At 38.1% G+C, this 25,597-nt stretch carries 28 protein-coding genes; 22 read left to right on the plus strand and 6 right to left on the minus strand.

Translation table 11 applies throughout. The features are described 5' to 3' along the window. Nucleotides 1-99 precede the first annotated feature (99 nt). Nucleotides 100-408, plus strand: a complete 309-nt coding sequence (locus KC820_RS01190; RefSeq protein ID WP_212367337.1) for a hypothetical protein — start codon at nt 100-102, stop codon at nt 406-408. A 56-nt stretch (nt 409-464) separates the two neighbouring features. Here KC820_RS01190 and KC820_RS01195 read toward each other — a convergent pair whose 3' ends face one another. Beyond that, nucleotides 465-1,382, minus strand: coding sequence for a COX15/CtaA family protein (locus KC820_RS01195; RefSeq protein WP_212367339.1), 918 nt, complete (start codon nt 1,380-1,382; stop codon nt 465-467). 405 nt (nt 1,383-1,787) lie between these two features. On the opposite strand from KC820_RS01195, the gene cyoE reads away from it, so the two are divergent. From cyoE to KC820_RS01245, 10 genes are all read left to right on the plus strand, one after another. Then, complete coding sequence (gene cyoE, locus KC820_RS01200; protein WP_212367340.1) at nt 1,788-2,726, plus strand: heme o synthase; 939 nt, start codon at nt 1,788-1,790, stop codon at nt 2,724-2,726. Between the two features lie 84 nt (nt 2,727-2,810). After that, nucleotides 2,811-4,004: a cytochrome c oxidase subunit II gene (gene coxB, locus KC820_RS01205; protein ID WP_144088703.1), complete on the plus strand. Its 1,194-nt coding sequence runs from the start codon at nt 2,811-2,813 to the stop codon at nt 4,002-4,004. Between the two features lie 48 nt (nt 4,005-4,052). Further along, nucleotides 4,053-5,918, plus strand: coding sequence for a cytochrome c oxidase subunit I (ctaD, locus tag KC820_RS01210; protein ID WP_144088704.1), 1,866 nt, complete (start codon nt 4,053-4,055; stop codon nt 5,916-5,918). Beyond that, complete coding sequence (locus KC820_RS01215; RefSeq protein ID WP_144088705.1) at nt 5,911-6,531, plus strand: cytochrome (ubi)quinol oxidase subunit III; 621 nt, start codon at nt 5,911-5,913, stop codon at nt 6,529-6,531. The genes ctaD and KC820_RS01215 overlap by 8 nt, the downstream gene beginning before the upstream one ends. A gap of 3 nt (nt 6,532-6,534) precedes the next feature. After that, a complete protein-coding gene (gene ctaF, locus KC820_RS01220) occupies nt 6,535-6,867 on the plus strand; it encodes a cytochrome c oxidase subunit IVB (protein ID WP_144088706.1) in 333 nt (110 codons plus the stop codon). A gap of 255 nt (nt 6,868-7,122) precedes the next feature. Further along, entirely contained in the window at nt 7,123-8,136 is a 1,014-nt protein-coding gene (locus KC820_RS01225) for an ABC transporter ATP-binding protein (protein ID WP_144088707.1), read from the plus strand. Further along, on the plus strand, nt 8,117-9,085 hold the full coding sequence (locus tag KC820_RS01230; RefSeq protein ID WP_144088708.1) for an ABC transporter ATP-binding protein: 969 nt from the start codon (nt 8,117-8,119) through the stop codon (nt 9,083-9,085). The genes KC820_RS01225 and KC820_RS01230 overlap by 20 nt, the downstream gene beginning before the upstream one ends. A 46-nt stretch (nt 9,086-9,131) precedes the next feature. Next, the gene (locus KC820_RS01235) at nt 9,132-10,835 is read left to right on the plus strand and encodes an ABC transporter substrate-binding protein (protein WP_212367341.1); all 1,704 of its coding nucleotides are present in this window, start codon (nt 9,132-9,134) and stop codon (nt 10,833-10,835) included. Between the two features lie 81 nt (nt 10,836-10,916). Further along, entirely contained in the window at nt 10,917-11,918 is a 1,002-nt protein-coding gene (locus KC820_RS01240) for an ABC transporter permease (protein WP_212367342.1), read from the plus strand. A 12-nt stretch (nt 11,919-11,930) separates the two neighbouring features. After that, nucleotides 11,931-12,860, plus strand: a complete 930-nt coding sequence (locus KC820_RS01245) for an ABC transporter permease (protein ID WP_212367343.1) — start codon at nt 11,931-11,933, stop codon at nt 12,858-12,860. Nucleotides 12,861-13,073: 213 nt separating this feature from the next. Here KC820_RS01245 and KC820_RS01250 read toward each other — a convergent pair whose 3' ends face one another. Then, complete coding sequence (locus tag KC820_RS01250; RefSeq protein WP_212367344.1) at nt 13,074-14,264, minus strand: IS256 family transposase; 1,191 nt, start codon at nt 14,262-14,264, stop codon at nt 13,074-13,076. A 234-nt stretch (nt 14,265-14,498) separates the two neighbouring features. Here KC820_RS01250 and KC820_RS01255 point away from each other — a divergent pair, with 234 nt between their 5' ends. From KC820_RS01255 to KC820_RS01270, 4 genes are all read left to right on the plus strand, one after another. Continuing rightward, the gene (locus KC820_RS01255; protein ID WP_212367430.1) at nt 14,499-14,816 is read left to right on the plus strand and encodes a PadR family transcriptional regulator; all 318 of its coding nucleotides are present in this window, start codon (nt 14,499-14,501) and stop codon (nt 14,814-14,816) included. A gap of 160 nt (nt 14,817-14,976) precedes the next feature. Further along, nucleotides 14,977-15,351, plus strand: a complete 375-nt coding sequence (locus KC820_RS13145) for a DUF2812 domain-containing protein (protein WP_336511004.1) — start codon at nt 14,977-14,979, stop codon at nt 15,349-15,351. Nucleotides 15,352-15,726: 375 nt separating this feature from the next. After that, complete coding sequence (gene ctaG / locus KC820_RS01265) at nt 15,727-16,638, plus strand: cytochrome c oxidase assembly factor CtaG (RefSeq protein ID WP_212367345.1); 912 nt, start codon at nt 15,727-15,729, stop codon at nt 16,636-16,638. Nucleotides 16,639-16,644: 6 nt separating this feature from the next. Further along, complete coding sequence (locus KC820_RS01270) at nt 16,645-17,094, plus strand: DUF420 domain-containing protein (protein ID WP_144087628.1); 450 nt, start codon at nt 16,645-16,647, stop codon at nt 17,092-17,094. A 190-nt stretch (nt 17,095-17,284) separates the two neighbouring features. On the opposite strand, the gene ytvI is transcribed toward KC820_RS01270, so the two are convergent. Together ytvI and KC820_RS01280 are read right to left on the minus strand one after the other, a co-directional pair. Continuing rightward, nucleotides 17,285-18,343, minus strand: a complete 1,059-nt coding sequence (ytvI, locus tag KC820_RS01275; RefSeq protein WP_212367346.1) for a sporulation integral membrane protein YtvI — start codon at nt 18,341-18,343, stop codon at nt 17,285-17,287. 245 nt (nt 18,344-18,588) lie between these two features. Beyond that, entirely contained in the window at nt 18,589-18,960 is a 372-nt protein-coding gene (locus tag KC820_RS01280) for a YugN family protein (protein ID WP_144087630.1), read from the minus strand. 176 nt (nt 18,961-19,136) lie between these two features. On the opposite strand from KC820_RS01280, the gene ylbD reads away from it, so the two are divergent. The 3 genes from ylbD to KC820_RS01295 all read left to right on the plus strand — a co-directional run bounded on the left by ylbD (nt 19,137) and on the right by KC820_RS01295 (nt 20,348). Beyond that, nucleotides 19,137-19,514, plus strand: a complete 378-nt coding sequence (gene ylbD, locus KC820_RS01285; protein ID WP_186279517.1) for a spore coat protein YlbD — start codon at nt 19,137-19,139, stop codon at nt 19,512-19,514. 61 nt (nt 19,515-19,575) lie between these two features. Further along, nucleotides 19,576-20,022 carry a YlbF/YmcA family competence regulator gene (locus KC820_RS01290; RefSeq protein WP_144087632.1) on the plus strand — a complete coding sequence of 149 codons (447 nt, stop codon included), beginning with the start codon at nt 19,576-19,578 and terminating at the stop codon, nt 20,020-20,022. 41 nt (nt 20,023-20,063) lie between these two features. Next, nucleotides 20,064-20,348, plus strand: coding sequence for a YlbG family protein (locus KC820_RS01295; RefSeq protein WP_236782462.1), 285 nt, complete (start codon nt 20,064-20,066; stop codon nt 20,346-20,348). A gap of 58 nt (nt 20,349-20,406) precedes the next feature. Here the strand turns inward: KC820_RS01295 and KC820_RS01300 are convergent, their stop codons facing one another. Continuing rightward, complete coding sequence (locus KC820_RS01300; protein WP_144087634.1) at nt 20,407-20,796, minus strand: DUF7147 family protein; 390 nt, start codon at nt 20,794-20,796, stop codon at nt 20,407-20,409. A gap of 437 nt (nt 20,797-21,233) precedes the next feature. On the opposite strand from KC820_RS01300, the gene rsmD reads away from it, so the two are divergent. Together rsmD and coaD are read left to right on the plus strand one after the other, a co-directional pair. Then, nucleotides 21,234-21,818, plus strand: coding sequence for a 16S rRNA (guanine(966)-N(2))-methyltransferase RsmD (gene rsmD, locus KC820_RS01305; protein ID WP_289037237.1), 585 nt, complete (start codon nt 21,234-21,236; stop codon nt 21,816-21,818). After that, nucleotides 21,811-22,293 (plus strand): pantetheine-phosphate adenylyltransferase, encoded by a 483-nt coding sequence (gene coaD / locus KC820_RS01310; protein ID WP_212367348.1) that lies wholly within the window; start codon nt 21,811-21,813, stop codon nt 22,291-22,293. The genes rsmD and coaD overlap by 8 nt, the downstream gene beginning before the upstream one ends. 5 nt (nt 22,294-22,298) lie before the next feature. On the opposite strand, the gene ylbJ is transcribed toward coaD, so the two are convergent. After that, nucleotides 22,299-23,528 carry a sporulation integral membrane protein YlbJ gene (gene ylbJ, locus KC820_RS01315; RefSeq protein WP_212367349.1) on the minus strand — a complete coding sequence of 410 codons (1,230 nt, stop codon included), beginning with the start codon at nt 23,526-23,528 and terminating at the stop codon, nt 22,299-22,301. 146 nt (nt 23,529-23,674) lie between these two features. Between ylbJ and KC820_RS01320 the strand changes: the two genes are divergently transcribed. Both KC820_RS01320 and KC820_RS01325 read left to right on the plus strand, forming a co-directional pair. Next, entirely contained in the window at nt 23,675-24,457 is a 783-nt protein-coding gene (locus tag KC820_RS01320; RefSeq protein WP_144087638.1) for a patatin-like phospholipase family protein, read from the plus strand. Beyond that, nucleotides 24,458-25,486, plus strand: coding sequence for a SepM family pheromone-processing serine protease (locus KC820_RS01325; RefSeq protein ID WP_212367350.1), 1,029 nt, complete (start codon nt 24,458-24,460; stop codon nt 25,484-25,486). It begins immediately after the preceding gene. Nucleotides 25,487-25,597: the final 111 nt, after the last annotated feature.

Raw genomic sequence — 25,597 nt, forward strand, 5'->3', positions numbered from 1 at the left:
TATGAAATTACATGCCTAATATAAAATTGAACCGCCGTATACGGAACCGTACGTACGGTGGTGTGAGAGGTCGGAGGCTAACTACCTCCTCCTACTCGATTGAGTAAACGAATTAAATATAAGGTTTTGTTAAAGTCCGTTGTTCAATATTGGTTTCTCCACGATTTATCGACGGCTTCGCCCGGTTTATCGGCGGCTTCACATGGTTTATCGGCGGCTTCACATAGTTTTTCAACGGCTTCACTCGGTTTATCGGTGGCTTTACATGGTTCATCGGCGGAATGCTTTACACAGAGGACGTGTGCGGTTTTGGCGGAAATTCTTTTATATGTTGTCCCGCTAGAGTCGCCATCAATGCGATCCGCAATTCAACTACTCAGTGCTACATTGATTGAAGAACAACAATAACCTTTAACAGAGCCCAAAAATAAAAAAGCCGTCACCTTGTTTGGTGACGACGATTATTATTGCTCATTTGCTAATTTACTTCTCCGTGCCAACATTAAGAAATAGCAAAGGATTGTAAAGAATAATGATATGAACGTAGCGTGCAATAATCCTACGAAGATATTCCCTGTAGTGAAAATAATAAATGCACCAAGCACAACCTGCAACAAAATAAAGATCGTTGCAATTAACCAAACTTTACGAATGAACGGTTGACTTATTTTTCGTATTACCTGAATAAATAAAATAACTACCCACAAAAATAAGATTCCGGCCATTAACCGATGACCCATTTGAATCCACTGATCCGTAGATAATCCAGCCATAGTTGGCGAATTGTTATAGCAGAAGGGCCAATCAGGGCAGACTAAGCTCGAATATTTGTGTCGGACCAACGCTCCAGAATAGACAACGATTAACGTATAAACGAACAATCCCCAAAAGTTTATGCGTAACCATTTTGGTATGTGAACACGTTCGGTGTGTAGCTTGCGATCGACATCAAATATGATCAAAGCTAAAAGTACAGAAGCAGCGAAGGCTACAAGAGATATACCAAAGTGCATCGCTTTAATAATACTTGATTGTTCAAAAAGAACGGCTGCAGCCCCTAGTAAGGATTGGATGATTAAAAATAAAATCGAAAGGTAGACCAAAAATTTTGTTTCTTTGATATCACGATAGTCTTTCCATGCGATATAAGAAAGTAACAAGACAAGAATAATGCCAATACCAGACATGATTCGGTGCCCAAATTCTACGACTAATTCGAAAGTTATGTCGGTAGGGATCAACTGACCATCACATAGCGGCCAACTACGGCCACAGCCAAGGCCCGATTCCGTTTTTGTAACTAATGCTCCACCGATTAAAACGAAAAACATAGAGATTGAAGTGATGATAGCAATCGGTTTCGGTTGTAGTAATTTCTTCATATAATAAATTCACCTTTCTGATAGGCATAAACACATTCATAACCTATTTTAATACAAAATCAATTAGATGGAAATAAACAATGGTTACAACTTTTTAACATTAGCTATAATGTATATATTCAGTAACAAAACAGTGTACTACCGGCTACTAAAAATGAAAAGGGTTTAGTTTCGACAAAAAATAGGTTAGAATAATGGTATAAATACTTACTGAACGTCACGTAGCAGAGTTACAAAAAAGATATTACAGTCACTTTTCACATATTTTTCACACATAAGAAATCAATATATGCTTTAATAGAAGTAGTTGTGTTTACATGGTACAATAACTATGTAAATAAAATGAAACATTATGTAGGTTAGGCTATAAATGTAAAAAGGGTTTAAACGAGAGGGGATCCTACAATGAATGAATCACGCACAGTTCAATCTACGTCCTCACAGTTGATGGATTCACCGAATACTGGTGTAAAAGCCCTGTGGACAGACTTTCTCGCATTGATTAAGATAGGAATTGTCAATTCCAATCTTATGACAGCTTTCGCGGGTTTTTGGCTTGCGTTATACTATACAAATCAAACCTTTTCAAACAACTGGCTTGCATTTATTGGAATGATGGCAGGTACAGCGCTTGTTATCGCTGGTGGTTGTGTCATCAATAATTACTATGATCGTGATATTGATCATTTAATGGCACGCACAAAAGAAAGGGCGACAATTACTGGAACTATTCCTTTATCAGTGGTACTCGCCATGGGAATAGGGTTTTCAGCAATAGGAATGATCGTGTTGTTCCTTGTTTCTCCAGTTGCAGCGTTTTTTGGATTATTTGGTTGGTTTGTCTATGTATTTCTATACACAATGTGGTCAAAAAGAAAGTATACGATTAATACTGTCGTTGGATGTTTTTCTGGAGCAGCTCCACCGTTAATTGGCTGGGCAGCCGTAGACTCTACATTACATCCAGTCGCATTAGTTTTGTTTTTAATTATGTTTCTCTGGCAAATTCCACATTTTCTATCATTGGCTATAATGAAAAAAGAAGATTATTCAACAGCTAATGTACCGATGCTGCCAGTTGTATATGGTAATAAAATTACGAAAAGACAAATTTTCATTTATACGATTTGTCTATTGCCTTTACCATTTTATTTCTTTTCATTAGGCACCATATTTATGGTGTTTGCTACATTATTAACGCTCGGTTGGGTCGTCCTCGCTTTCGCAGGTTTTCGTACAAAGGATGATACCAAATGGGCAAGAAGAATGTTTCTATATTCATTAAACTACCTAACCTTGTTTTTCATCGGAATAGTCATTGCGACAATTCCACAAATCATTTGAAATAATTAAGAATTTATTTCTTAATTCTTTTATAAATTTCATACAACATAAGAATGAATAAGAGAAAGAGAGGTATCCAAAGACATGAAAGGTTTGACTAGTAAGTTTAAAGCCGTAGGTGCTTTAATGACTCTAGCGCTTATTTTGTCAGGTTGTGGTGAAGAATTTCTAAGTGCGCTCCGTCCACAAGGACAAGGTGCAAGTGATATTCTTAGCCTGATGATTTTAAGTATTGCTGTCATGATGTTTGTTTTCGTAGTAGTTATGGTCATTTATGTATTTGTAATTTTAAAATTCCGTCAGAAAAAAGGACAAGAGGACTTTATACCGGAACAGGTTGAAGGAAGCCATACGTTAGAAACATTATGGACAGTTGTTCCAATTTTCCTTATTTTGATTTTAGCTGTACCAACCGTACAATATACCTTCTCCTTGGTAGATACTTCGCCACAAGTAAGTGCTGAAGGTGAAGAAGATCAAATTTGGATAAACGTAACTGGTAAACAATACTGGTGGCATTTCGAATATGATGGAATGGACGTCACTACAAGTCAGGAATTATACATTCCAACTGACCGCCGTGTATTCCTATCATTGCATTCAGAAGATGTCATTCACTCTTTCTGGGTTCCTACATTACAAGGTAAGATCGACGTAAACCCAACAGGTAACCGGAATGAAATTTGGATAGACGCTGAGAAAGAAGGCGTTTACTGGGGTAAATGTGCTGAGTTCTGTGGACCGTCACACTCATTGATGGACTTCAAAGTAGTTGCAGTAAGCCCTGGAGAATTTGAACAATGGGTAAAAGACATGCGTAACATTGATCCGGAAGCAACACCAGAAAGTGAAGTTGCTGCAGCTGGTCAAGAAGTTTTTGCTAATAACTGTATGTCTTGTCACGCTAACGGAACTTCTCCAAACAAAATCGGGCCGAACGTGTCCAACTTTGGTGACCGTGAGCGAATTGCAGGAGTTCTTGAATATAACAAAGAAAACTTAATTGAATGGATTGAAACAAAAGGTAAAGATATGAAACCTGGAAACTTGATGACAAGTGCAGCTTACGACCTTTCTGATGAAGAGTTGGAACAAGTAGCTGAATACTTAATGTCATTGAGCCCAAGTGAAATCACACCTGAAAATGCAAATGATAATGAATACATCGAATCTGATTTAAGTGATTTATTTGTTGATGAAGAAAAAGATGAAAGTTCTCAAGAAAAATCAGAGGAAGAATCTGAAGAAGATTCAGAAGAGGACTCTGACAGTAATTAATATAACTATATTTCAGATGAATAGAACTAACATAGGGAGGTTAATATCGTGAGTGCAACAGCTAATAAAAAAGCTGGATTCGGTTCCGTATTATGGGATTACTTAACCACTGTAGACCATAAAAAGATTGCCATATTGTACTTGTTTGGTGGATTCTTTTTCTTCATTCTCGGTGGTTTGGAAGCTATGTTGGTCCGAATCCAATTAATACAACCAGATAATAACTTTGTTTCGGCTCAGTTTTATAACGAATTAATGACAATGCATGGTACAACAATGATTTTCCTTGCAGCTATGCCGTTGTTGTTCGCTTTAATGAACATTGCGATGCCACTCCAAATTGGAGCACGTGACGTTGCTTTTCCATTTGTAAACGCCTTAGGTTTTTGGCTGTTTCTAGTTGGTGGTATTGTTGTTAATATTTCATGGTTTACAGGAGGAGCACCAGACGCTGGTTGGACTGCTTATACTCCATTATCGATATTCTCGGAAAGCCATGGACTTGATTATTATTCCATCGGTCTACAAATTGCAGGTTTTGGTACATTAATGGGTGGGATTAATTTCCTTGTAACAGTTATTACAATGCGTACTCCAGGTATGACGATGATGCGTATGCCACTGTTCTCATGGACAACATTTATTGCGAGTGTATTAATCCTATTTGCATTCCCTGCATTGACTGTAGGTCTGTTCTTACTAACATTTGACAGATTGTTCGGAGCAAACTTCTTTGATCCGTCCATGGGTGGTAACGTCATTATCTGGGAGCATTTATTCTGGATATTTGGACACCCTGAAGTATATATACTGATTCTACCGGCATTCGGTGTGTTCAGTGAAGTTATTTCAACATTTTCTAAGAAACGCTTATTTGGTTACTCTTCAATGGTGTTCGCGACCGTATTAATTGCCTTTTTAGGATTCATGGTTTGGGCACACCATATGTTTACAGTTGGTCTTGGACCAATCGCTAACTCAATTTTTGCGATTGCAACGATGGCGATCGCTGTTCCGACAGGGATTAAGATCTTTAACTGGCTATTTACAATGTGGGGTGGGACGCTCCGTTTCAACTCACCAATGTTATTTGCTTTAGGTTTTATCCCGTCATTTACGATTGGTGGAATGACAGGTGTTATGCTAGGTGCAGCAGCTGCTGACTTCCAGTATCATGACACATATTTCGTTGTTGCTCACTTCCACTATGTAATTGTGGGAGGAACTGTATTCGGAATTTTTGCAGGTTTAATTTATTGGTGGCCAAAAATGTTTGGTAAAGTACTCAACGAGACTATGAACCATTGGTTCTTCTGGCTATTCTTCATTGGTTTCCATTTAACGTTCTTTTTACAACATTTCTTGGGACTAATGGGTATGCCTCGTCGTTACTGGGTATTCTTGGAAGGCCAAGGATTAGATTTATTCAACCTAATTAGTACGATAGGTGCATTCTTTATGGCAGCAGGAACAATCTTGTTCATCTATAACATGATTTGGACTGCTCTGAAAGCACCTCAAGCTCCTGCAGATCCATGGGATGGTCGTACACTTGAATGGGCAATTGCTTCACCGCCACCATTCTATAACTTTAAACAGTTGCCATTGGTACGTGGATTGGATCCTTTATGGATTGAGAAGACTGAAGGCAATGGTAAGATGCAACCAGCTGAACCTCTAGGTGACGTTCATATGCCGAATAACTCATTCATTCCTTTCGTCATGTCTGTTGGCTTAGGTATTGCAGGGATCGGTATTATCTATCAAGTGGATAATCCAATGTGGTGGATTGTCGCTGCAATCGGATTTATCATCTTCTTCGGTAGCATGGCTGTCCGTTCCTTGAAAGATGATTTAGGTTATCATATTCACAAAGAAGATTTTGAAAAAGAGGGGGATGGTTCTAATGGCTGATGAGCTTTTGAAATCAACTAACTTGCCACATGATCCCGAAAGAGCCACCCTTGAAGGAAAAAACAAATTCTTAGGATTTTGGTTCTTCCTTGGTGGAGAAACAGTCTTGTTTGCAAGTTTATTTGGAACTTATTTAGCACTGAAAAATTCTCATTTAGACGGAGTCCCGGCCAGCGAGCTTTATGGCCTTGGACTAGTCTTCATCATGACAATGATTCTTTTGACAAGTTCCTTGACGAGCGTTTATGCGATTTATCACATGAAAAATAATGACCATAAGAAGATGATGCTTTGGTTAGGGATCACAGTTCTATTAGGTTTCTCTTTCCTCGGCTTAGAGGTTTATGAATTTTATCATTATGTAAATGATTACGGACATGGATTTACAACTTCAGCATTTTCATCAGCATTCTATGCTTTAGTTGGGTTCCACGGTGCTCACGTAGCATTCGGTTTAGGATGGTTCATCCTGTTGATGGTGAGAAACAGAAAGCGTGGCATCAACTTGTACAACGCACCTAAGTTCTATATCGCAAGTCTTTACTGGCACTTTATCGACGTTGTATGGGTGTTCATTTTCACAGTAGTTTACTTGATGGGAGTGGTAGGTTAAACTATGGCAAATCAAAATAATTCCACTAACCTAACTGAAAAAGACCTCTTCTACAGAGAAAAAAAGAAAGAGGAAATGAAACATCAAATTATTACCTTTGCGATGATGATCATTTTCACTCTTATTGCTTTCGGTATTGTAATGGCCGATGTTAGTAAATTGTTTACAATTCCAATTATTATTGTGTTGGCAATTGTCCAAGTTGGTTTCCAATTCTTTTACTTTATGCACATGAGTAACGAAGGACATAGCTGGCCAACAACGATGATCTTCTCAGGAATTTTTGCAGCATTTTTGACAGTATTAGCTCTTACCACCATTGTTTGGTGGGGATAATACCATAAAAATACGTTTATCAAAGAACCAACTACTCGATATAGAGTAGTTGGTTCTTTTTTTTGTTCATATCTATATAATATATTGTGCATTAATACACTGTTTGGGATTGTATTCAAGACGTTTGTTAGATTTCTATTCGAATAATTTTAATTATACTGTTGATAATTACCAAAGTTTTCTGTATATTATAATATAATTAACAATATTCAGTTTATTTACAAGGAGCACAAATCATTGTTGGAGGGGAACTTTATGTCTGAACCAATTCTTACAGTACAAGATTTACATACCCATTTTTTTACGGATAATAAAGAAGTTCCTGCTGTTGATGGTGTCAGTATTGATTTACATAAAGGAGAAGTCGTAGGAATCGTTGGGGAGTCTGGTTGCGGAAAGAGCGTAACTTCTTTATCCATCATGCAACTTGTTCCAAATCCCCCGGGCAAGATCGTTAATGGCAATATTTATTTTAAAGGAAAAAATTTGACCGATGCGTCCGAGAAACAAATGCGGAAAATACGTGGGAATGAAATATCTATGATTTTCCAAGAACCAATGACTTCATTAGACCCGCTTTTTACCATTGGAAATCAATTGATTGAAGCAATTCGAATTCATCAAAAGGTTAGTAAAAAACAAGCAAAATCATCTGCAATTGAATTATTGAACTTAGTTGGTATACCGAGAGCCAGTGAAGTTGTTGATGAATTTCCACATCAATTATCTGGTGGGATGAGACAAAGAGTCATGATTGCCATGGCTATGTCGTGTGATCCTGAGGTTTTAATTGCCGATGAACCAACAACAGCCTTAGACGTTACCATCCAAGCACAAATATTAGACCTGATGAGAAAGTTAAATAAAGAGAAACAGACTTCCATTTTATTGATTACTCACGATTTAGGCGTTGTTGCAGAGATGTGTGATCGTGTAGTTGTCATGTATTCAGGCAAAGTTGTTGAAGAAGGAACTGTGCGTGAAATCTTGAAAGACCCGAAGCATCCATATACAAAAGGTTTAATTCGGTCATTACCTAATATTAAAGCTACGGACCAAAAATTATACTCGATACCTGGAACGGTGATGCGTCCATCTTTAGACCAAGTTGGCTGTCGATTTGCACCTAGGTGCGATTACGCATTTGACCGCTGTTGGGAAGAGAACCCTGAACTGCTTGAGCAAGACACTGGTAGACAGGTCAGATGCTTTCTTTATGAGAAAGAGATAGAAAGAGGTGTACCTTCTAATGACAGAACCTATTCTTGAGGTCAGCCATCTTAAAAAGTATTTTGATATCAAAGGTGGTGTTTTTGGAAAAAGTGTCGGTGAAGTAAAAGCTGTTGATGACTTATCATTTACTGTGAATGAAGGAGAGATTTTAGGAATTGTCGGAGAATCCGGTTGTGGTAAATCGACAGCAGGAAAATCAATTTTACGATTAATTGAGCCAACGGATGGCTCCGTTAAATTTGAGGGTACGGATTTAACGGATTTAACGAGCGAAGAAATGAGGCAGCTGCGTAAGAACATGCAGATTATTTTTCAAGATCCATATGCTTCTTTGAATCCTAGACATAAGGTGGAACGAATCATTAGTGAACCTCTACTAGTTCACGGGATGAAATCATCAAAAGAACGTAAGGAACGAGTTAAAGAACTGCTTGAAATTGTCGGGTTAGAAGCTTATCACGCATCTAGGTACCCACACCAGTTCAGTGGTGGGCAACGTCAACGAATTGGAATTGCGAGAGCTCTTGCGAACAATCCAAAGCTAATTATTTGTGATGAACCAGTTTCCGCACTAGATGTTTCTGTGCAATCGCAAATTTTAAACCTGATGGAAGAACTAAGAGACAAATTTAAATTAACCTATGTCTTTATCGCCCATGACCTAAGTGTTGTTAAACATATTAGTGATCGTGTAGGTGTCATGTATTTAGGAAGAATGGTTGAATTAACAGACAAACATACATTGTTTGAAGATCCGAAACATCCATATACACGAGCTTTGATGTCGGCTGTACCTATTGCTGATCCAGATGTTGAACGGGAGAGAATTATTTTGGAAGGTGATGTACCAAGCCCTTCCAATCCTCCGACAGGTTGTGCATTCCATACGCGTTGTCCTTATGCGATGGACATATGTAAAGAGGTTAGACCTGAGTTTGAAAATGTTGATGATAAACATTTGGTAGCTTGTCACTTATATAATTAGTCAAGCGATCGATGTTTATATAAATTTAATAAAAGGGGGCTATTTAATGAGGTACCGATTAACACTTTTTCTTACTTTCATGCTAGCTATTACACTCGTGTTGGCAGCTTGTAGCGGAGATGAAGATGAATCCGCTGAAGAAGTAGATGCTACAGAATCGTCCGAATCAGATGGTGAAGAAACTGATGGATCAGAAGGTGAAGGTGATTCTGAAGCTTCTGGTGAAAGTGCAGGAGACCAAGTTCTTGTCTTTGCACGTGGAGGAGATTCAGAAAGCTTGGACTACGCAAGTACAACAGATGGAGAGTCCTCTCGTGTAACAAAGCAAATTTATGAGAGTTTGCTTGATTTTGAAAAAGATTCTTTTGAAGTAAAAGCAGGACTTGCACATGATTGGGAAGTTAGTGATGATGGGTTAACCTATACATTCATGCTTGAAGAAGGCGTAACTTTCCATGATGGAACAGATTTCAATGCTGAAGCAGTTAAGACGAATTTTGAGCGTTGGGCTGATCCAGATCATGAATTTGCCTTTACGGATGATGGATATGTTTATTCTATGTATGGAACGATGTTCGGTGGATTCAAAGGAGATGAAGGTCATGTGATTAAAGAGATTAACGTCGTCAATGACCATGAAATCGAATTTGTACTTAATCAACCGTTAGGGTTTTTCCTGCAAAACATGGCAATGAGCTATTTTGCAATTACATCGCCAGCAGCTTTAGAAGAGCATGGCGCATCGATTAACGAAAATCCTGTAGGAACAGGGCCGTTCAAATTCGTAAGCTGGAGTAAAGATGATTCAATTATTCTCGAAAAGTTTGAAGATTATCGTAAAGAGGGCCTACCTAAATTAGATGAAGTCATTTTCCAAGTAATCCCTGATAATGCAGCTCGCTTAATTGCACTGCGCTCAGGTGAAATTGATATTATGGATGGCTTAAATCCAGATGATGCGGCTGGAATTGAACAAGAAGAAAGCCTCGTGTTGCATACGAGAGCAGCCAATAACTTTGGCTATCTAGGATTGAATACACAAAAAGCACCGTTGGATGATCCATTGGTTCGTCAAGCGATTAACCACGCAATCGACCGCTCTGCTATTGCGGAAGCTCTATACGCTGGATATGCTCAACCAGCTGTAAACCCAGTACCTCCTGGTTACCTTGGGTATAACGATGAGCTTGAACTATATGAGTATAATCTTGATAAATCGAAAGAGTTACTTGCAGAAGCAGGTCATGAAGATGGTTTAGAGATTGAGTTATGGACAATGCCAGTTGCACGTCCGTATATGCCGGACCCTGAAACCGTCTCAGAAATTATTCAAAATGACTTAGGTGAAATTGGTATAACTGCTAAAATTGTGCGAGAAGAATGGGCACCTTACCTGGAAAAAACAGCAGCGGGTGAACAAGAGCTTTATATGCTTGGTTGGTCTGGAACAAATGGAGATCCGGATTACTTCTTAAGCAGTCTATTGCACGGCTCTAACGCAGGCTCTAGTAACCGTTCCTTCTATGAAAACGACGAAGTAGATAAGTTGCTCGATCAAGCGAAGCGAGCTGTCGATCAAGAAGAAAGAGCAGATTTGTACAAGAAAGCTCAAGAAATCATCTATGAAGAATCACCAATGATTCCACTCGTTCATTCCGAACCAGTGTTAGCTACTTCAAGCGATGTTAAAAATTATGTACCTCACCCTTCAACGAGTGAATCATTAGCAGAAGTAGAATTAAATCGTTAATAAAATGAATAGGGCAGTAGAAAGCCTCTACTGCCTTTCATTTTTATTTAAATGATACATAGAAAGGATTGAGGCGAAGACATGCTAGCATATACATCCCGTCGCTTACTTATGCTTGTTCCAGTGCTTTTTGGAATGACAGTCATTACGTTTTCAATCATTCATTTGATACCTGGAAACCCAGCTCAAACTATTTTAGGTGAAACAGCAACCGAAGAGGCCATATCAAATTTGGAAGAAACGATGGGACTAAATCGAAATTATTTCATTCAATATACAGCATATGTAGGTGATTTGCTTCAAGGCGACCTAGGTACTTCCCTCAGAACAAAAGCAAGTATTACCACCGAAATCGGACCTCGATTGGCTGCAACGATGGAATTAACTTTCTTTGCCATGATATTTGCCGTTTTTATTGGAATTAATGCAGGAATTATTAGTGCGTGGAAACAAAATTCATGGTTTGATTTTTTGGCAATGGTCTTCGCCTTAGTTGGTGTTTCCATGCCTGTTTTCTGGTTGGCGCTTATGGAGCAATGGTTATTTGCTCAAGAGCTAGGGTGGTTGCCGGCATATGGTAGACAAGAAAGTCGCAATCCGATTGATCCGATTACACACTTTTATGTTATAGATTCCATATTACACATGGATATGAAGCAATTAATTACAACCTTGAAACATCTAGTTCTTCCAAGTATTGCTTTAGGAACAATTCCGATGGCAATCATTGCGAGAATGACCCGGTCAAGTATGCTCGAAGTGATGAAGTCAGATTATGTCAGAACAATTAGAGCAAAGGGGTCAGGGCAATTTTTAGTTATTTATAAACATGCTTTAAAAAATTCCATAATTCCTGTTTTAACGGTCATTGGTTTACAGGTAGGTGTCTTGCTCGGAGGCGCAATTTTAACTGAAACCATTTTCAGTTGGCCAGGAATTGGACGGTATGTATATGAAGCAATTAATTACCGAGATTATCCTGTCATTCAGTCAGGTATTTTGGTCATTGCATTTTTGTTTGTCATTATAAATTTAGTTGTTGATTTGCTCTACGCATTTATTGATCCAAGGATTAAATATTAAGGGGGTATGAAAATGCATAAAGAAGAAAAACAAGACAACCAACAAGTTATTGCCAACCAACCAAATAAGAAATTTAATCTGGATGCAGATGAAATCGAAGAAACTTCCCCTTTAAAAGAAACATTACAACAGCTTATGAAAAACCGGATGGCTATTACTGGATTTTTGATTATAGTTTTCTTCTTGATACTAGGAATTTTCGCCCCTATTCTTACACCATATGGGTTTGAAGACCAAGATCCTGTCAATCGATTACTTACACCATCAGTAGAGCATTGGTTAGGTACGGATGATTTAGGTAGAGACATATTTACGCGAATTGCCTATGGAGCAAGAATCTCTCTATACGTTGGCTTTTTTGCAGTGATTGGCGCATTGATTTTTGGAACGTTACTAGGAATTTTTGCAGGGTATTTTGGTAGATGGATTGATATGCTCATCTCTAGAATATTTGATATTTTACTGGCTTTCCCTAGTATACTTCTTGCCATCGCTGTTGTCGCAATTCTTGGATCATCCTTGGAGAACGCGTTGATTGCCATTGCAATCATCAATATACCTATTTTTGGACGTCTCGTACGCTCAAAGGTTATCAGTTTGCGAGAAGAAGAATATGTTCTTGCTGCTAAAGCACAAGGAATGAAAAATGGCAGAATCATTATGTACCATATATTGCCGAACAGTTTAGCACCAATTATTGTGCAAGCTACTCTCGGATTTGGAACAGCTATTCTGGAAGCTGCAGCTTTAGGGTTTTTAGGATTAGGCGCTCAACCACCAACACCAGAATGGGGGAAAATGCTAGCAGATTCAAGAGACTTCCTTCAACTTGCACCATGGACGTTAATCTTTCCAGGAGTCTCGATTATGTTAGTCGTTTTAGGCTTTAATTTAATCGGTGATGGATTGAGAGATGCTTTAGACCCGAGAATGAAAAACTAATTTTCATTTCGCAGAGTAAAGAAAGGTTAGTTTCTGAAGCAAGTAATATAGTCATTATCATGGGACGATCTTGATATGAATTGAGATCGTCTCTTTTATAGCTTTTTTTAAGCATTTGTTAAAGTATAATGTTGTTATATATTTTAAAAAATGACCTCCAATCAGGTACCGTCAATAAGTTTGTGTAAAAAAGTAGGGTGATCCGGTGGAGGGTTATTTCCCCTCCTCGCTTTCGGTCTGAGATCCATAACGTTCCTCAAACATGGCGTGCAGTTCAGGGCTTGCTTCTTTGAACCCACGGAGTTTGCGCGTAGACCATTTGGTGTTGCATTCATCTGAAACCAAATAAATCACCTTTTCCACGGCTTCTTCGGAGGGAAGACTGTTCATCGTTTTCAGACGTTTCTTGAACTCCTTCATGGTGCGCTCGATGATGTTTGTCGTGTAAATCATCGGACGGATAGAGGAAGGGTATTTCAGGAACGTGGTAAGGACGTTGAAGTCCTCCCTCCAGGACCTGGCGATTTTGGGATATTTCTTCTGCCAAGTTTCACAGAAGGCATCCAGCTGCTTTTCAGCTTCATCGTTACTGTTGGACTGATAGATAGCTTTCATGTCTTGACTGATCGCTGAGCGATCTTTCTGTCGGACCTTGTTCAGCGTGTTCCGTACTTTATGGACGACACAACGCTGCACATCAGCTTTCGGATAGATAGCTTTCATCGCTTCTTCCAGGCCTGGAAGACCATCGAAAATACCGAGAAGCACTTCTTCACAGCCACGACGGTAGATATCGGAGAGCACCTCCTCCCAGCCGAGGGAACTTTCCTGGCCACCGACATAGAAGCCGAGAATCTCACGATAGCCGTCTTCCGTGACACCAATGACGACGTATACGACTTCGTTAGCTACATCATCCCTGCGCAACTTCAGATAGGTGCCATCGAGATAAAGCACGGCATATCTTTTCTGAAGTGAACGTTCCTGCCAGGCACGGATATCTTCCATCACCACATCGGTGATGTTACTGATGGTACCTGGTGCGTAAGCGTGGCCAAGAATGCGCTCGAGGAAATTTCCGATTTCGCGCGTACTCATACCTTTCTGATACATGGTGATAATTGTTTCTCCCAACCACTGTTCATAACGCTGATAGGGTTGGAACACTTGTGTCTGAAACGCGTTTTCTCGATCTCGTGGCACCTGGAGGTCTTGGATGCGACCGTATTTCGTATCCAATTGACGACCGTAACTGCCGTTCTTATAGTTTTTTAGCTCAGGATTTTCTTCGAAAAATTGATTCATCTCTTCCTTCATAATTGTTTCTAGCTTCTCTTGGACGAAAGAGCGGACTAATTCGTCCAATTGATTTTCGAGGTTGTTTTGTCCTATACTTGTAGACATGAGGTAGGGCCTCTCCCTTCATGAGTTGATTTCGTTGTTTACTCTGAGGATACCCTACCTCTTTTTTTGTCTTCAAGAGTTTTACACAAACTATTGTACGTCATCCTCAATCACTCGGAAGTCATTTTGAATATACAAATGATAAATCAACATTAAGTATATCAATTTATGATATATTTAATTTAGATATATCATTTAGTGATTTATTATGATAAAGGTTTAGAGGGTGATCGATTGAAGGAAACGGAGCAATTAACAGAGTCAATGGCTTATATTATGGCTGCTTTGACAAATCCCAGACATGGCTATGGCATTATGAGCTTAATTGAGGAAACAACAAACGGAGCTGTAACGATTGGACCTGCCTCCATGTACACAATTATTAAGAAATTATTAAAACAAGAATGGATCTATTTATATGATAAGTCAGATTCAAGACGCAAAACCTATATGCTTACTAATAAAGGGAGAAAAGTGTTGGAAGAGGATATCAAAATAAGGAAACAGATGATTGAATTAGCGGATACAGGATTGAGGGAGGGTGAAGAATGAGTCAAATAAAGTATATAACATCGGGTGGTTTAGCCTTTTCAGAGAATCAAGATATGGAAAAATTACGTCGGTATTCTTTGAAAGGTTAGCATGTCAGTGATTTTAAATTTATGGGTTATTCACTTGAGAGAGAGGTGAGAAGTCCGATTATATATATAGTATTGATTACCGTTGGTTAAAAGAGGATGAGAGAAAGGAGTACTTCGATTTCTTCTCGTCTGCCGAATGGACACATGTTACCTCAGAAGGAAATGTTCATTTATTTCGTGCACATCCCGGTACAAAACCGATCCATACTGACCGCGATTCTAAGGTTGAAAAGTATAAAAGTTCAAATAGATTAATGAAAAACTTAGCCATTCCATCTTTATTAATAACTGCATTTTCATGGGCCGGCGTGTTGATCACTACTGGAACATTAAAATCGATGTTTATCGTAATAGCTTTTATGCTCAGTGCAATATCTATACCAGCAGTTTGGACGGCAATCAAAACTTACAGTAACAGATGGAAAGTTAAGGAAGAAGGAGCCTAGCAAGTTTAGGTTCCATCATACCATTCCTTTTACTATGCATTGCTGTTATTATATTGTTTTTGCCAATGGTACAGGTTCAGCAGTTAATATTATAGCAGCAGGAGTAATTGGGGGCATAGTACTTCCGACAGCAATTTGGATCATCGTGTCCCTTTACCACAAAATAAGCGGGCATTAGAAATTACTAAATTAGTTGCCTCATAAGCATTCGAGTTGATTGAGTGAAACGATTTAAAATAAGTCAATAATGTGAATGAAAGAGAATTTATTTATTACAATTTTTCAAACGTTGCTTTTATGAGTCGAGTACAATGAAAAATTGTTGTATACTGAAGTAAATACGTAACAGACAAAACTCCCGAGGTGAATTCAAAAATGTGGGATAAACTACAAATATTTGGTTTCCAAGCACTTTGGAATCCATTAACGTTACTAATAACCATTTTATTAGGCTTATTATATTACTTATTTACCGGACCACTGAAAGAGAAGACAGGGTTAAAGGAGAGACCAAGTGGAAGGCAACAACTTTGGTTTTATCTAGCGCTTGCGTTATTTTATTTAATTAAAGGTGCTCCTTTATATATCATGTCCCATATCTTTCTGTCAGTCCATATGTTGCAAATGGTAATCTTTTACTTGATTATGCCTATGCTTGTGATCAAAGGGATTCCAGAAGAATGGTGGAGAAAAGTATTTAACAATCGCACCATTGGTCCGATTATGAATTTTTTCACCAAGCCACTAATTGCGATCATTGTATTTCATGCAATGTTTTCGTTTTATCACTTACCTGTGATTCTGGATTTCTCCAAAACGAATAACTTTGTACACTGGAGCATTACATTGTTGATTTTTGTTGGGGCATTCTTTTTCTGGTGGCCATTAATGACACCATTTAAAGAGCGTGTGATCATTCGACCGCTATATAAAATCTTTTACATTTTCGGAAGTGGCTTATTGATTACACCGTCCTGTGCGCTAATCATCTTCGCTGATGCACCATTATATGCAACTTATTCACAACCGGATGCATTTATGAGCGCGTTGGCCTTATGTGTCCCTGTAGAAGTATTACAAGGTTTAAATCTAGGTGGACCACAAATCTTTATGAATGTTGATCTAGTGAATGACCAACAATTAGCAGGAATTGTAATGAAAGTTTCTCAAGAATTTATTTACGGTGGCGTTTTAGCTGCATTGTTTTATGCTTGGTATAACAGTGAAAACAGAGGAATCGATCCATTGCCATCATCACAGCAAACCATCACACCAGAAAGAGGTTGATTTTAAATGCCATTTCTACCAACCATCAGTACATTCTTTATCATATTAAGTGCGATACTTGTGGCAATCGGTTGGATATTTATCGCAAAGAAAAAATATAAAGCTCATCGAATTACAATGATTTTAGCTTCTATATCAGCGCTGTCTTTTTTCATCCTATATATGTCACGTACGATCTTTATAGGAAACACAGCGTTTGGTGGTCCGGATGATATAAAAATCTATTATACGATTTTCCTAATTTTTCACATTTTCTTGGCTACAACGGGAGGGGTTTTCGGAATAATTTCCCTTACGTTAGCATTTAAAAGAAAGATTACTAAACATCGTAAAATCGGACCTTATACAAGCATTATTTGGTTCTTTACAGCGATTACAGGTGTTGCCGTTTACTTGTTGTTATACGTTCTTTATGACGGTGGACACAGCACGAGCTTATTTAAAGCAATTTTCTAATACCATAAGTGCTTATCTCCAGGGAAAGACGTTTAGTCTCTTCCTGGAGTTTTTTAATTTAAACAAGCGTGAAGTAGTTCGAGTGTAATAGCGGTATTTGAAAATGTCGTACTAACTAAGTCACAGTCTTTGTTGCATATAAAAACCTCAATTTAGTCATATAGGACTGAAATTGAGGTCTTTAGTTAACTTAAAATTTCACTTTAAACCGAATGATTCCTGCTTCACGAGCTGAGTTGAATAAGATGACAACTAATGGGCCAAGGAAGAACCCGACAAAGCCAATTAATTGTAAGCCCAGATACATAGAGATTAATGTCGGTAGGGCACGTAAGCCGATGTGATGGCCCATCATTTTCGGCTCTATGATTCGGCGTATAGCGAGTAATATTACTGCTAATATGGAAAGTTGTATCCCCATGCCAATGTCTCCAATGATGAACATATATAATGCCCAAGGACCGAGAACAATGATAGAACCGATGATTGGAATTAAATCGACAAGCCAAATGATTATTGACATGATGATCGCAATCTCAGGTGTAATAAATAACAAACTTACTAAAGTAACACCAAGGATTATCAATGAAACGAGAAATTGTGCCTTAAAAAATCCGAGAAACACATGAGATAACCTGGCATTCATGTATTTCAGTTTTTCTTGAGACTCTTCAGAGAGGAATGAATAAACTTTATTTCGCAACAATGGCAAGTCGAGCATAAACAAAAATAGCGCAATTAAATAGACGATTAAACCAACCAAAAATTCAGGTATTTTAACAAAAATTTGTGCGATATTATCGATTTCAATATATTCCATTAGTTGTGCTTGGAAATTATCAAAGTTTTGAATAGCTCGTTCTTCCACTTCTCGAATAAATTGAGGCGGCCAATCCTTCGTATACGACTCAATATCTTCTCTTAAATCGACCAATACGTCTTCAACATTTGAAATATAAGATGGCGCGTTTTCAGCCATGTGTACGACCTGACCAATTGTTTTTATCGTTGTATATGTACCGATTGTTCCGAGGAATAGGATAAAAACGAAAAAAACAATCAATACTGATGTCATTCTAGTTAACCGCAGTTTTCGCATGAAGAGACGAATCAAAGGGTTTAAAACAAGAGCTGTCAGAAATGCTAGTATAAGAGGTATTGAGATTGGCAAGATAAAATATAAAAATAAAATGAAGAGAATAATGAGTAAAGCAATGATCCAATATTTTTTATTTAAATTTCTTACCACTTAAATATAAAACTCCCTTCATAATACTGTGTAATTACAATATACCACGTTCAGCAAAATGCTAACAACAAATAAAAGAAATAATATGAATTTATTTTCAATTCACAAGTGACTCACCCAAAAGTCTGATATGTTGTTGTTAAGTAGCAACAAAAAAATGTAATTGCTCTTTTTAAATCAGTATAAACAAAAAAACTTCATTCCATTCTGTATTTGAATGAAATGAAGTTTTCACTAAAACTAATTTAATGAGTTTCCATATATTTTTGTAAGTCATCGCCAAGCTTTTGAATAACCCGATCAACTTTGTCCAATACTTGTTGAGGGTATTCTTCATCTTCACCATACTCTACACCGTGTGGGTAATAATGTGTACCTAAGTATGGTTCTTTCAAACGAATGACTGCTGATTTAAAATCAACGTCACCTTCAATGGCTTCCCCTGCTACACGTAGGTAGTAAGTAACATTTTTTAAAGTTGAGTTTATTTTATAATCAAAAGTCATACGTTCATAATCCCACTGAGAACCTAACACAAAGCCGTTTTTCTCCATGATATGCGTCAACGGTTCTTGGTGAATTACTGTTCCATCAAAATTCTTGTTCTCGATTTTCATTCAATCACCTCTTCTATATCTTCTCACTAAGATTATCATAGTATGAAATTCATCAATAATCAATTGTTAATGGGGATTTATCAGCAATGTGTAACAAATTAGACATAATTGATTCTTTGAACCAAATCGCCTGATTGTACGTAGTATATAGCATCAATGTAAGGGAAGGGATGAAAATGTCAGGAATTATATTGCCGAAACGGGTCCAAGAGTTTCGTAATTTTGTTCGTGAAAAACCAAAATTATTCGAGCAATTGAAAAAAGACGGATATGATTGGCAATCACTCTATAATGAGTGGGATCAATATGGCGAAGCGGCTATCCTGTTTCAACAAGACATTGAATCAAAAGCAGAGGGGGATGAACAAAAAGATTCGAGCCAAAAAATTAAATGGCAAGATATTTTGCATAAACTATCTGAAATGGATGTTGACCGTATTGAAAAGCATGTCAAACAATTATCCAGTACGATGGAACAAATTCAACGCATATCAGACCAAGTAAATCAATCGAAGCGACAAAACAAGGGATCTCATATGGGCCCTTTCTTCTAAATAGTAAAAGCATGGTAAAATGCTTTTCATTTTGTTATGATAGCCCTATGGAGGTGTCAGAGTGCTAGCCAATATTGAAGTTATTGAATTACTCGAGCAAGCTGAGAAACTTGGTCAAATGATCAAGCAATCAGAAGAATATGAAGCTTATCAGATAGAGAAAGATCTTTTATATAAAGACGAGGGAGCTGCACAGCTCATTCATAATTTTGTAGCGATGAAAGATGATTATGAAGATGTGCAGCGCTTTGGTCGTTACCACCCAGACTATACAAAAATTATGAAGGAAATTCGAGGGACGAAAAGAGAGCTCGACATGCACGACCGTGTAGCCATATTTCGTCAAAAAGAAACAGCACTGCAAGGTTTATTGGACGATGTTTCCGAAATTGTGGCCACTTCAATTAGTGAGAACATAAAAGCGCCACGTGAAGGGTTTGCATTAAAAGATCACGGTTCCGGCTGCGGATGTGGCAGCGGTGGTTCATGCGGCTGTCAAGCTTCCTAATGAATGGTTAGACGATATAGCGTGAAAAGTGGGGGTAGATGATGTTCACAAAGCGACAAGGTCTTATTATTTGGTTTAGACATATGAAGAATTTGCGCAAATTAAAGCGTTTAGGGCATTTAATCTATGCCTCTAAGAAAAAGAAATACGCATTGATTTACGTAGATCAAGATGAGCTTGAGGATGTGAAACAGCAAGCTGAAAACTATAACTTCGTTAAGCGAGTGGATATTTCGTTTAGACCTGAAGTTGAAATGGAGTTTGAACATCGGCAAAAGCCAATCAAAAGACAAGGGGAGTTGGAAAGCTTCCCAAGGACTAGTTAATACAAAAAGCTCCAAAGCAGTATGTACGACATACACTTTGGAGCTTATTTTTATGCTCTTATAACGGCGGAAGCAAATGGTTAAGCCGTAAAATAGAAATCAATTGATTAAAATATAAAGTTAATTCATGATATTGATCAGAAGAAGGGACCTCCATTTCGACAATTTGGAGCTGATATTTTTCAGCTAGTTCTTGAAACTGTTCATATCGAACATTTTTATCAACGTCATTCGGGCGGGGTATTCCTTCTAAACAAATATAGATCGGTTGGAAATTACCTTGCTTGGTCGGTTGAAAAGATGCCGCTAAAGAAGTTCGATCTTCACCATCTTTTTTTGTATGAAAAGCATATAAGTGCATTACCCGTTGTGGCATATGCTCGATGAGAGTCACTAATTCAAAAAAGTCGCTGTAGCCTTCTCCCAATTGAATAAATCGTTGTCCCATAATCATTCTCCTCATTGTGCGCGATTGTTTCGTCTAACTTCATGTCTCACGTAAGAATCTTCCTATAATCTATCATGTCAAAAGAAGTTTGTGAATTTATTCGCAAGAAAGCAGACTTTTTGGTAAAATGAAAAAGAATTTGCTGAATGGCAGGACATTTTGTTGTAAGTGATGGATATACAATAAATATGTGTTAGTTGTTTAGGTAAAACATTTAACCGCTTACATTTTTGTTCATAAAAAAAGCTCTTTTTCATAATGAAAAAGAGCAAAAGGTCTCTTTGCATAACAAAGAGTACAAAAAGGGAGAGGAGAAACCGGAAGAAGTACTTATGGGGAATGATAAGACTTCTCCGTATAGAACGGTTCCTCTAATACCGCTCTTGTGAATATCTTTAACCGAAACAATCAAAGATATACATTAAACTCTTAAAAAGGTGAATTACATGCGTGTTATTTCTGGAAAATACAAGAGTCATCCGATAAAAACAGTATCGAACAAAAAAACGAGACCTACTTCAGATAAAGTGAAGGAGGCACTTTTCCATTCAATCGGTCCTTACTTTCAAGGAGGCAATGCTCTTGATCTTTTCGCTGGAAGCGGTGCTTTAGGAATTGAAGCGTTAAGCCGAGGGATGGACCATGTCATATTCGTCGACAAAGACTACCAAGCGAACCAATTGATTAAAGAGAATATTCGTCGGCTAAAATTAACTGATCAATGTGAGATATACAGAACAGATGCTTTTCGTGCGATAAAAGCCGCCGGTAAAAGAAGTAAAAGATTTGATTATGTATTTCTCGACCCACCTTATGGGAAAATATCCTTTGACGATTTATTTGCGAGTTTGCATGATGAACATGTGTTAGCTGACAATGCACTTATTGTGTGTGAACATGATCAGGATGAAACATTACCTGAAAGCACGGACCAACTTATAAAAGAAAAGCAATCTTCGAAGACATCTTTAACATCGATCACCATTTATCGTTATTATCAGAGGGGGAATGAAAATGAGTAAAATAGCAGTTTGCCCAGGAAGCTTTGACCCAATCACAAATGGACATTTGGACATCATTCGACGAGGGGCTGAGATTTTTGAAGAAGTGATTGTTGTTGTTTTTAAGAATCAGTCAAAATCTCCTCTATTTTCCGTTGAAGAACGCATTGAACTAATTAAAGAAGCGACAAAGGATTTACCGAATGTTTCTGCAGATGAGAGTAAAGGACTCGTCGTTGATTATGCCAAAGAAAAAAACGCTTCAGCTATTTTACGAGGCCTTCGAGCAGTCAGTGACTTTGAATATGAGATGCAGATTACTTCAATGAACCGCAAGTTGAATGCTGAGGTAGAGACTTTATTTATGATGACGAACAACCAATATTCCTTTTTAAGTTCCAGTATTGTAAAAGAAGCAGCAAGATATCAATCAGATGTGTCCGATTTGGTACCGAAAGCGGTAGAAAGTGCGCTACGAAAAAAATATCAACAATAGACCAATCAACGTGAGGGCATTTTTTTAACTTTGAAGATCATATAGATACAAAACATAATTAATGTAAGTGTTGTGAAAATGGGTCCTAATTGAATGAAATACTCGTAAAATTGACTGATCCAACTTGGACTTGGTTCCGATTGTATAACCGGTAGTTCATTAGTTGATTCCGAGAAACGGTTGATATACAGCGGTTTATAAAGAATGTAAGTTAGCGATGTCGCAAAAAGAATGTGCAAAAATCGTGCAAAGAAATATGGAGCAAATCGTAAATCCGTTTCTGCTACAATCGAAGCGATCTGCGCATGAATGGATAATCCATTGAATGCAAGAACTCCACTGACAACGATCAATTGGGCAAGTATTGTCGTATGCTCTGTTTGTGTAATCAACTGGGAACCGATTGTGACTTCAAATATGCTTGAGATGATTGGCAATGTGAATTGTGTAAGATTCTCGAAAGGATATAGAATCGAGTTCAACAAATCTGCCAATTGAACAGTCACACCAGTATGGTATAAAATTCGATTCAGTACTGAAAAGAGAACAATAAAACCACCGATCATACATAATGTTTGAATAGCTGATGTGACGGCTCGACCGAGCACATGTCCGAGTGTCTGCTTATGTTCCAAGCGGTGAGTGTGGAGTTCTTTCCACGCTCTCTTGATAAGCAGACCTTCTTTTTTTGTGTTTTTTTCTGGATTTCCGCTAGAGCGCTCATTCTTCTTATAAAAACGCATGCACAATCCAACCAATATACAGCCAAGATAATGACTGACTGCAAGCAGTAGGCCTACTTTAGCATTTTGGAAGAACCCTATGCTGACGGCACCAAAAATAAAAAGGGGATTAGAAGCATTCGTAAAGGAAATTAAACGCTCTCCTTCTGTTTTGCTAATCGCATTCTCTTTGCGTAACTGACTTGTGATTTTCGTGCCGGCTGGGTATCCACTGGCTAACCCCATACCTAACACAACACCGCCTGTCCCTGGAACATTGAATAGCGGTCGCATCATCGGCTCCAATAAAACACCTATGAATTTAACGACTCCAAATGCCATTAATAATTCTGCTACAATAAAAAACGGAAGCAGGGAAGGGAAGACGACCTCGATCCAAAGTTGAATACCTCGGAAGGAAGCCTCAAAGGATTGTTCAGGAAAAAGAATAATACAAACACCTAAAAAGGAAGCTGAAATTGCCATAACGAGTGATTTAATGTGTTCTTTCACAATGGTTCCTCCCTGAAGTACCCTGACTGTACGAATAGTCCTGTACATAGTAAAATAAACTTGTAAATAACTACCTGGTTCAAATATACGCTTGTACATCATTCAGATATGCATTGAACTGACGAAGAGTGGAGGAGTTCGTTCATATGGCAAGACCGAAAATTGGTTTGGCGCTAGGTTCCGGTGGGGCTCGAGGCTTCTCACATTTAGGCGTAATAAAAAAGTTAGAAGAAGCGAACATACCGATTGATTACATAGCAGGATCCAGTATGGGGGCGTTAGTCGGGACTTTTTATGGTGCAGGCCAAAAGATTGAGGATTTATATATGCTCGCTTCGACCTTTAAATTAAAATATTTTATGGATTTTACTGTTCCAAAATTAGGATTAATTCAAGGTGACCGAATCAAAACATATATCCAAATGTTTACGTATCAAAAACAATTAGAAGAACTTCCAATTCCAGTCCATGTAGTTGCTACAGATATTTATAGTGGAGAGAAGGTTGTTTTGAAAGAAGGTAGCGTTGCGAAAGCTGTACGAGCAAGCATTTCCATTCCCGGTATATTCGCACCAGAAGAAATAGATGGCCGCATGCTAGTTGATGGTGGCGTAATTGACCGTGTTCCAATCTCTGTCGTCCGCGATATGGGAGCGGATTTGGTCATTGCTGTAGATTGCTCTAAGTTTGAGAGCAACTCCGATGTAAACACGATTTATGATGTAATTATGCAAAGTATTGATATTATGCAAGATGATATTACCCAGCAAGCAATCATGAACGCTGAAGTTGTCATGCGTCCGCATGTTTATCAGTATAGTTCTAGAAACTATACCCAAATTGAAGAAATCATTCGAGAAGGTGAGATTGAGGCTGTCAAATATCTTGATCCCATCAAAAAAATGATTGCAGATTGGAAGGATCAATAAATGTATTTTAGACGAAAACATATATTAGTTTTAGTGGTAACATTAGCGATTACGTTCTTTTTAAGCTTTTATAAATTGGACTATTACATTTATCAGCCAGGTGACATACGGGCATTGGATGGTGTAGTGAAAGTAGAAGAAGGTAGTGACAGCGAAGGTGAAATGAACCTTGTAACAGTTCGTGGTGGGCAAGCAACCCCACTCTTTTATCTAATGGCAAAAATACGTCCATATTTTGATATTTATGATTTGGAAGATGTCCGACCAGAAGGAATCAGCCAAGATGAATATATGGAAGCGCAGTTACACTTCATGGAAAGTTCTCAAGAGGCAGCGACAGTTGTCGCTTTTCAAGCAGCTGGAGAAGAATTGACGATTAATTATCAAGGTGTTTATGTCGGCATGGTAATGGAAGATATGCCTGCTGAAGGAGTATTACAATCGGGTGACCAAATTGTTAAAGTCGAAGGTCAGCAAGTCAATTCGGCAGAAGAAGTCATTGAACTTACTTCATCAAAATCAGTTGGTGATGAACTGCATTTGACAATCAGCCGAGAAGATAAGGAAATGGATTTACAAGTTGAATTAGTTCCTTTAGGTGATACACTTGACCGTCCTGGTATTGGAATCTCGCTTGTAACCGATCGTGAAATTGTTCATGATCGTGAGGTGACCTATGACAGCGGCCGAATTGGTGGACCAAGTGCAGGGTTAATCTTTTCCTTAGAGGTTTACGATCAACTTGTAGATGAAGATATAACGAAAGGTTATCAAATTGTAGCTACAGGTGAAATTGATTATGATGGGAAAGTCTATCCGATTGGTGGTATTGATAAAAAAGTAGTAGCTGCAGACGATGCAGGGGCTGACATCTTTCTTGCTCCTAACGAGGGTGGAAAAAAAGGCTCTAACTATGAGGTGGCCAAAAAAACGGCGGAAGACATTGAAACGGATATGAAAATTATACCAATTGATCAATTTCAAGATGCTGTTGATTACTTGGAAAGCTTGCCTGTAAAGGAAGAATAAATAGGAAATCGGAAGCGGTGCATGGAACGCATGAAAAAGCTTCCGATTTTTCTATTCATCGGAAGCTGATTTAAAGTTATGCATACTGATACTTTCAATGGACTGATTGTA

It is taken from the genome of Allobacillus saliphilus, assembly GCF_018138385.1.
GTDB classification, from domain to species: Bacteria; Bacillota; Bacilli; order Bacillales; family Alkalibacillaceae; genus Allobacillus; species Allobacillus saliphilus.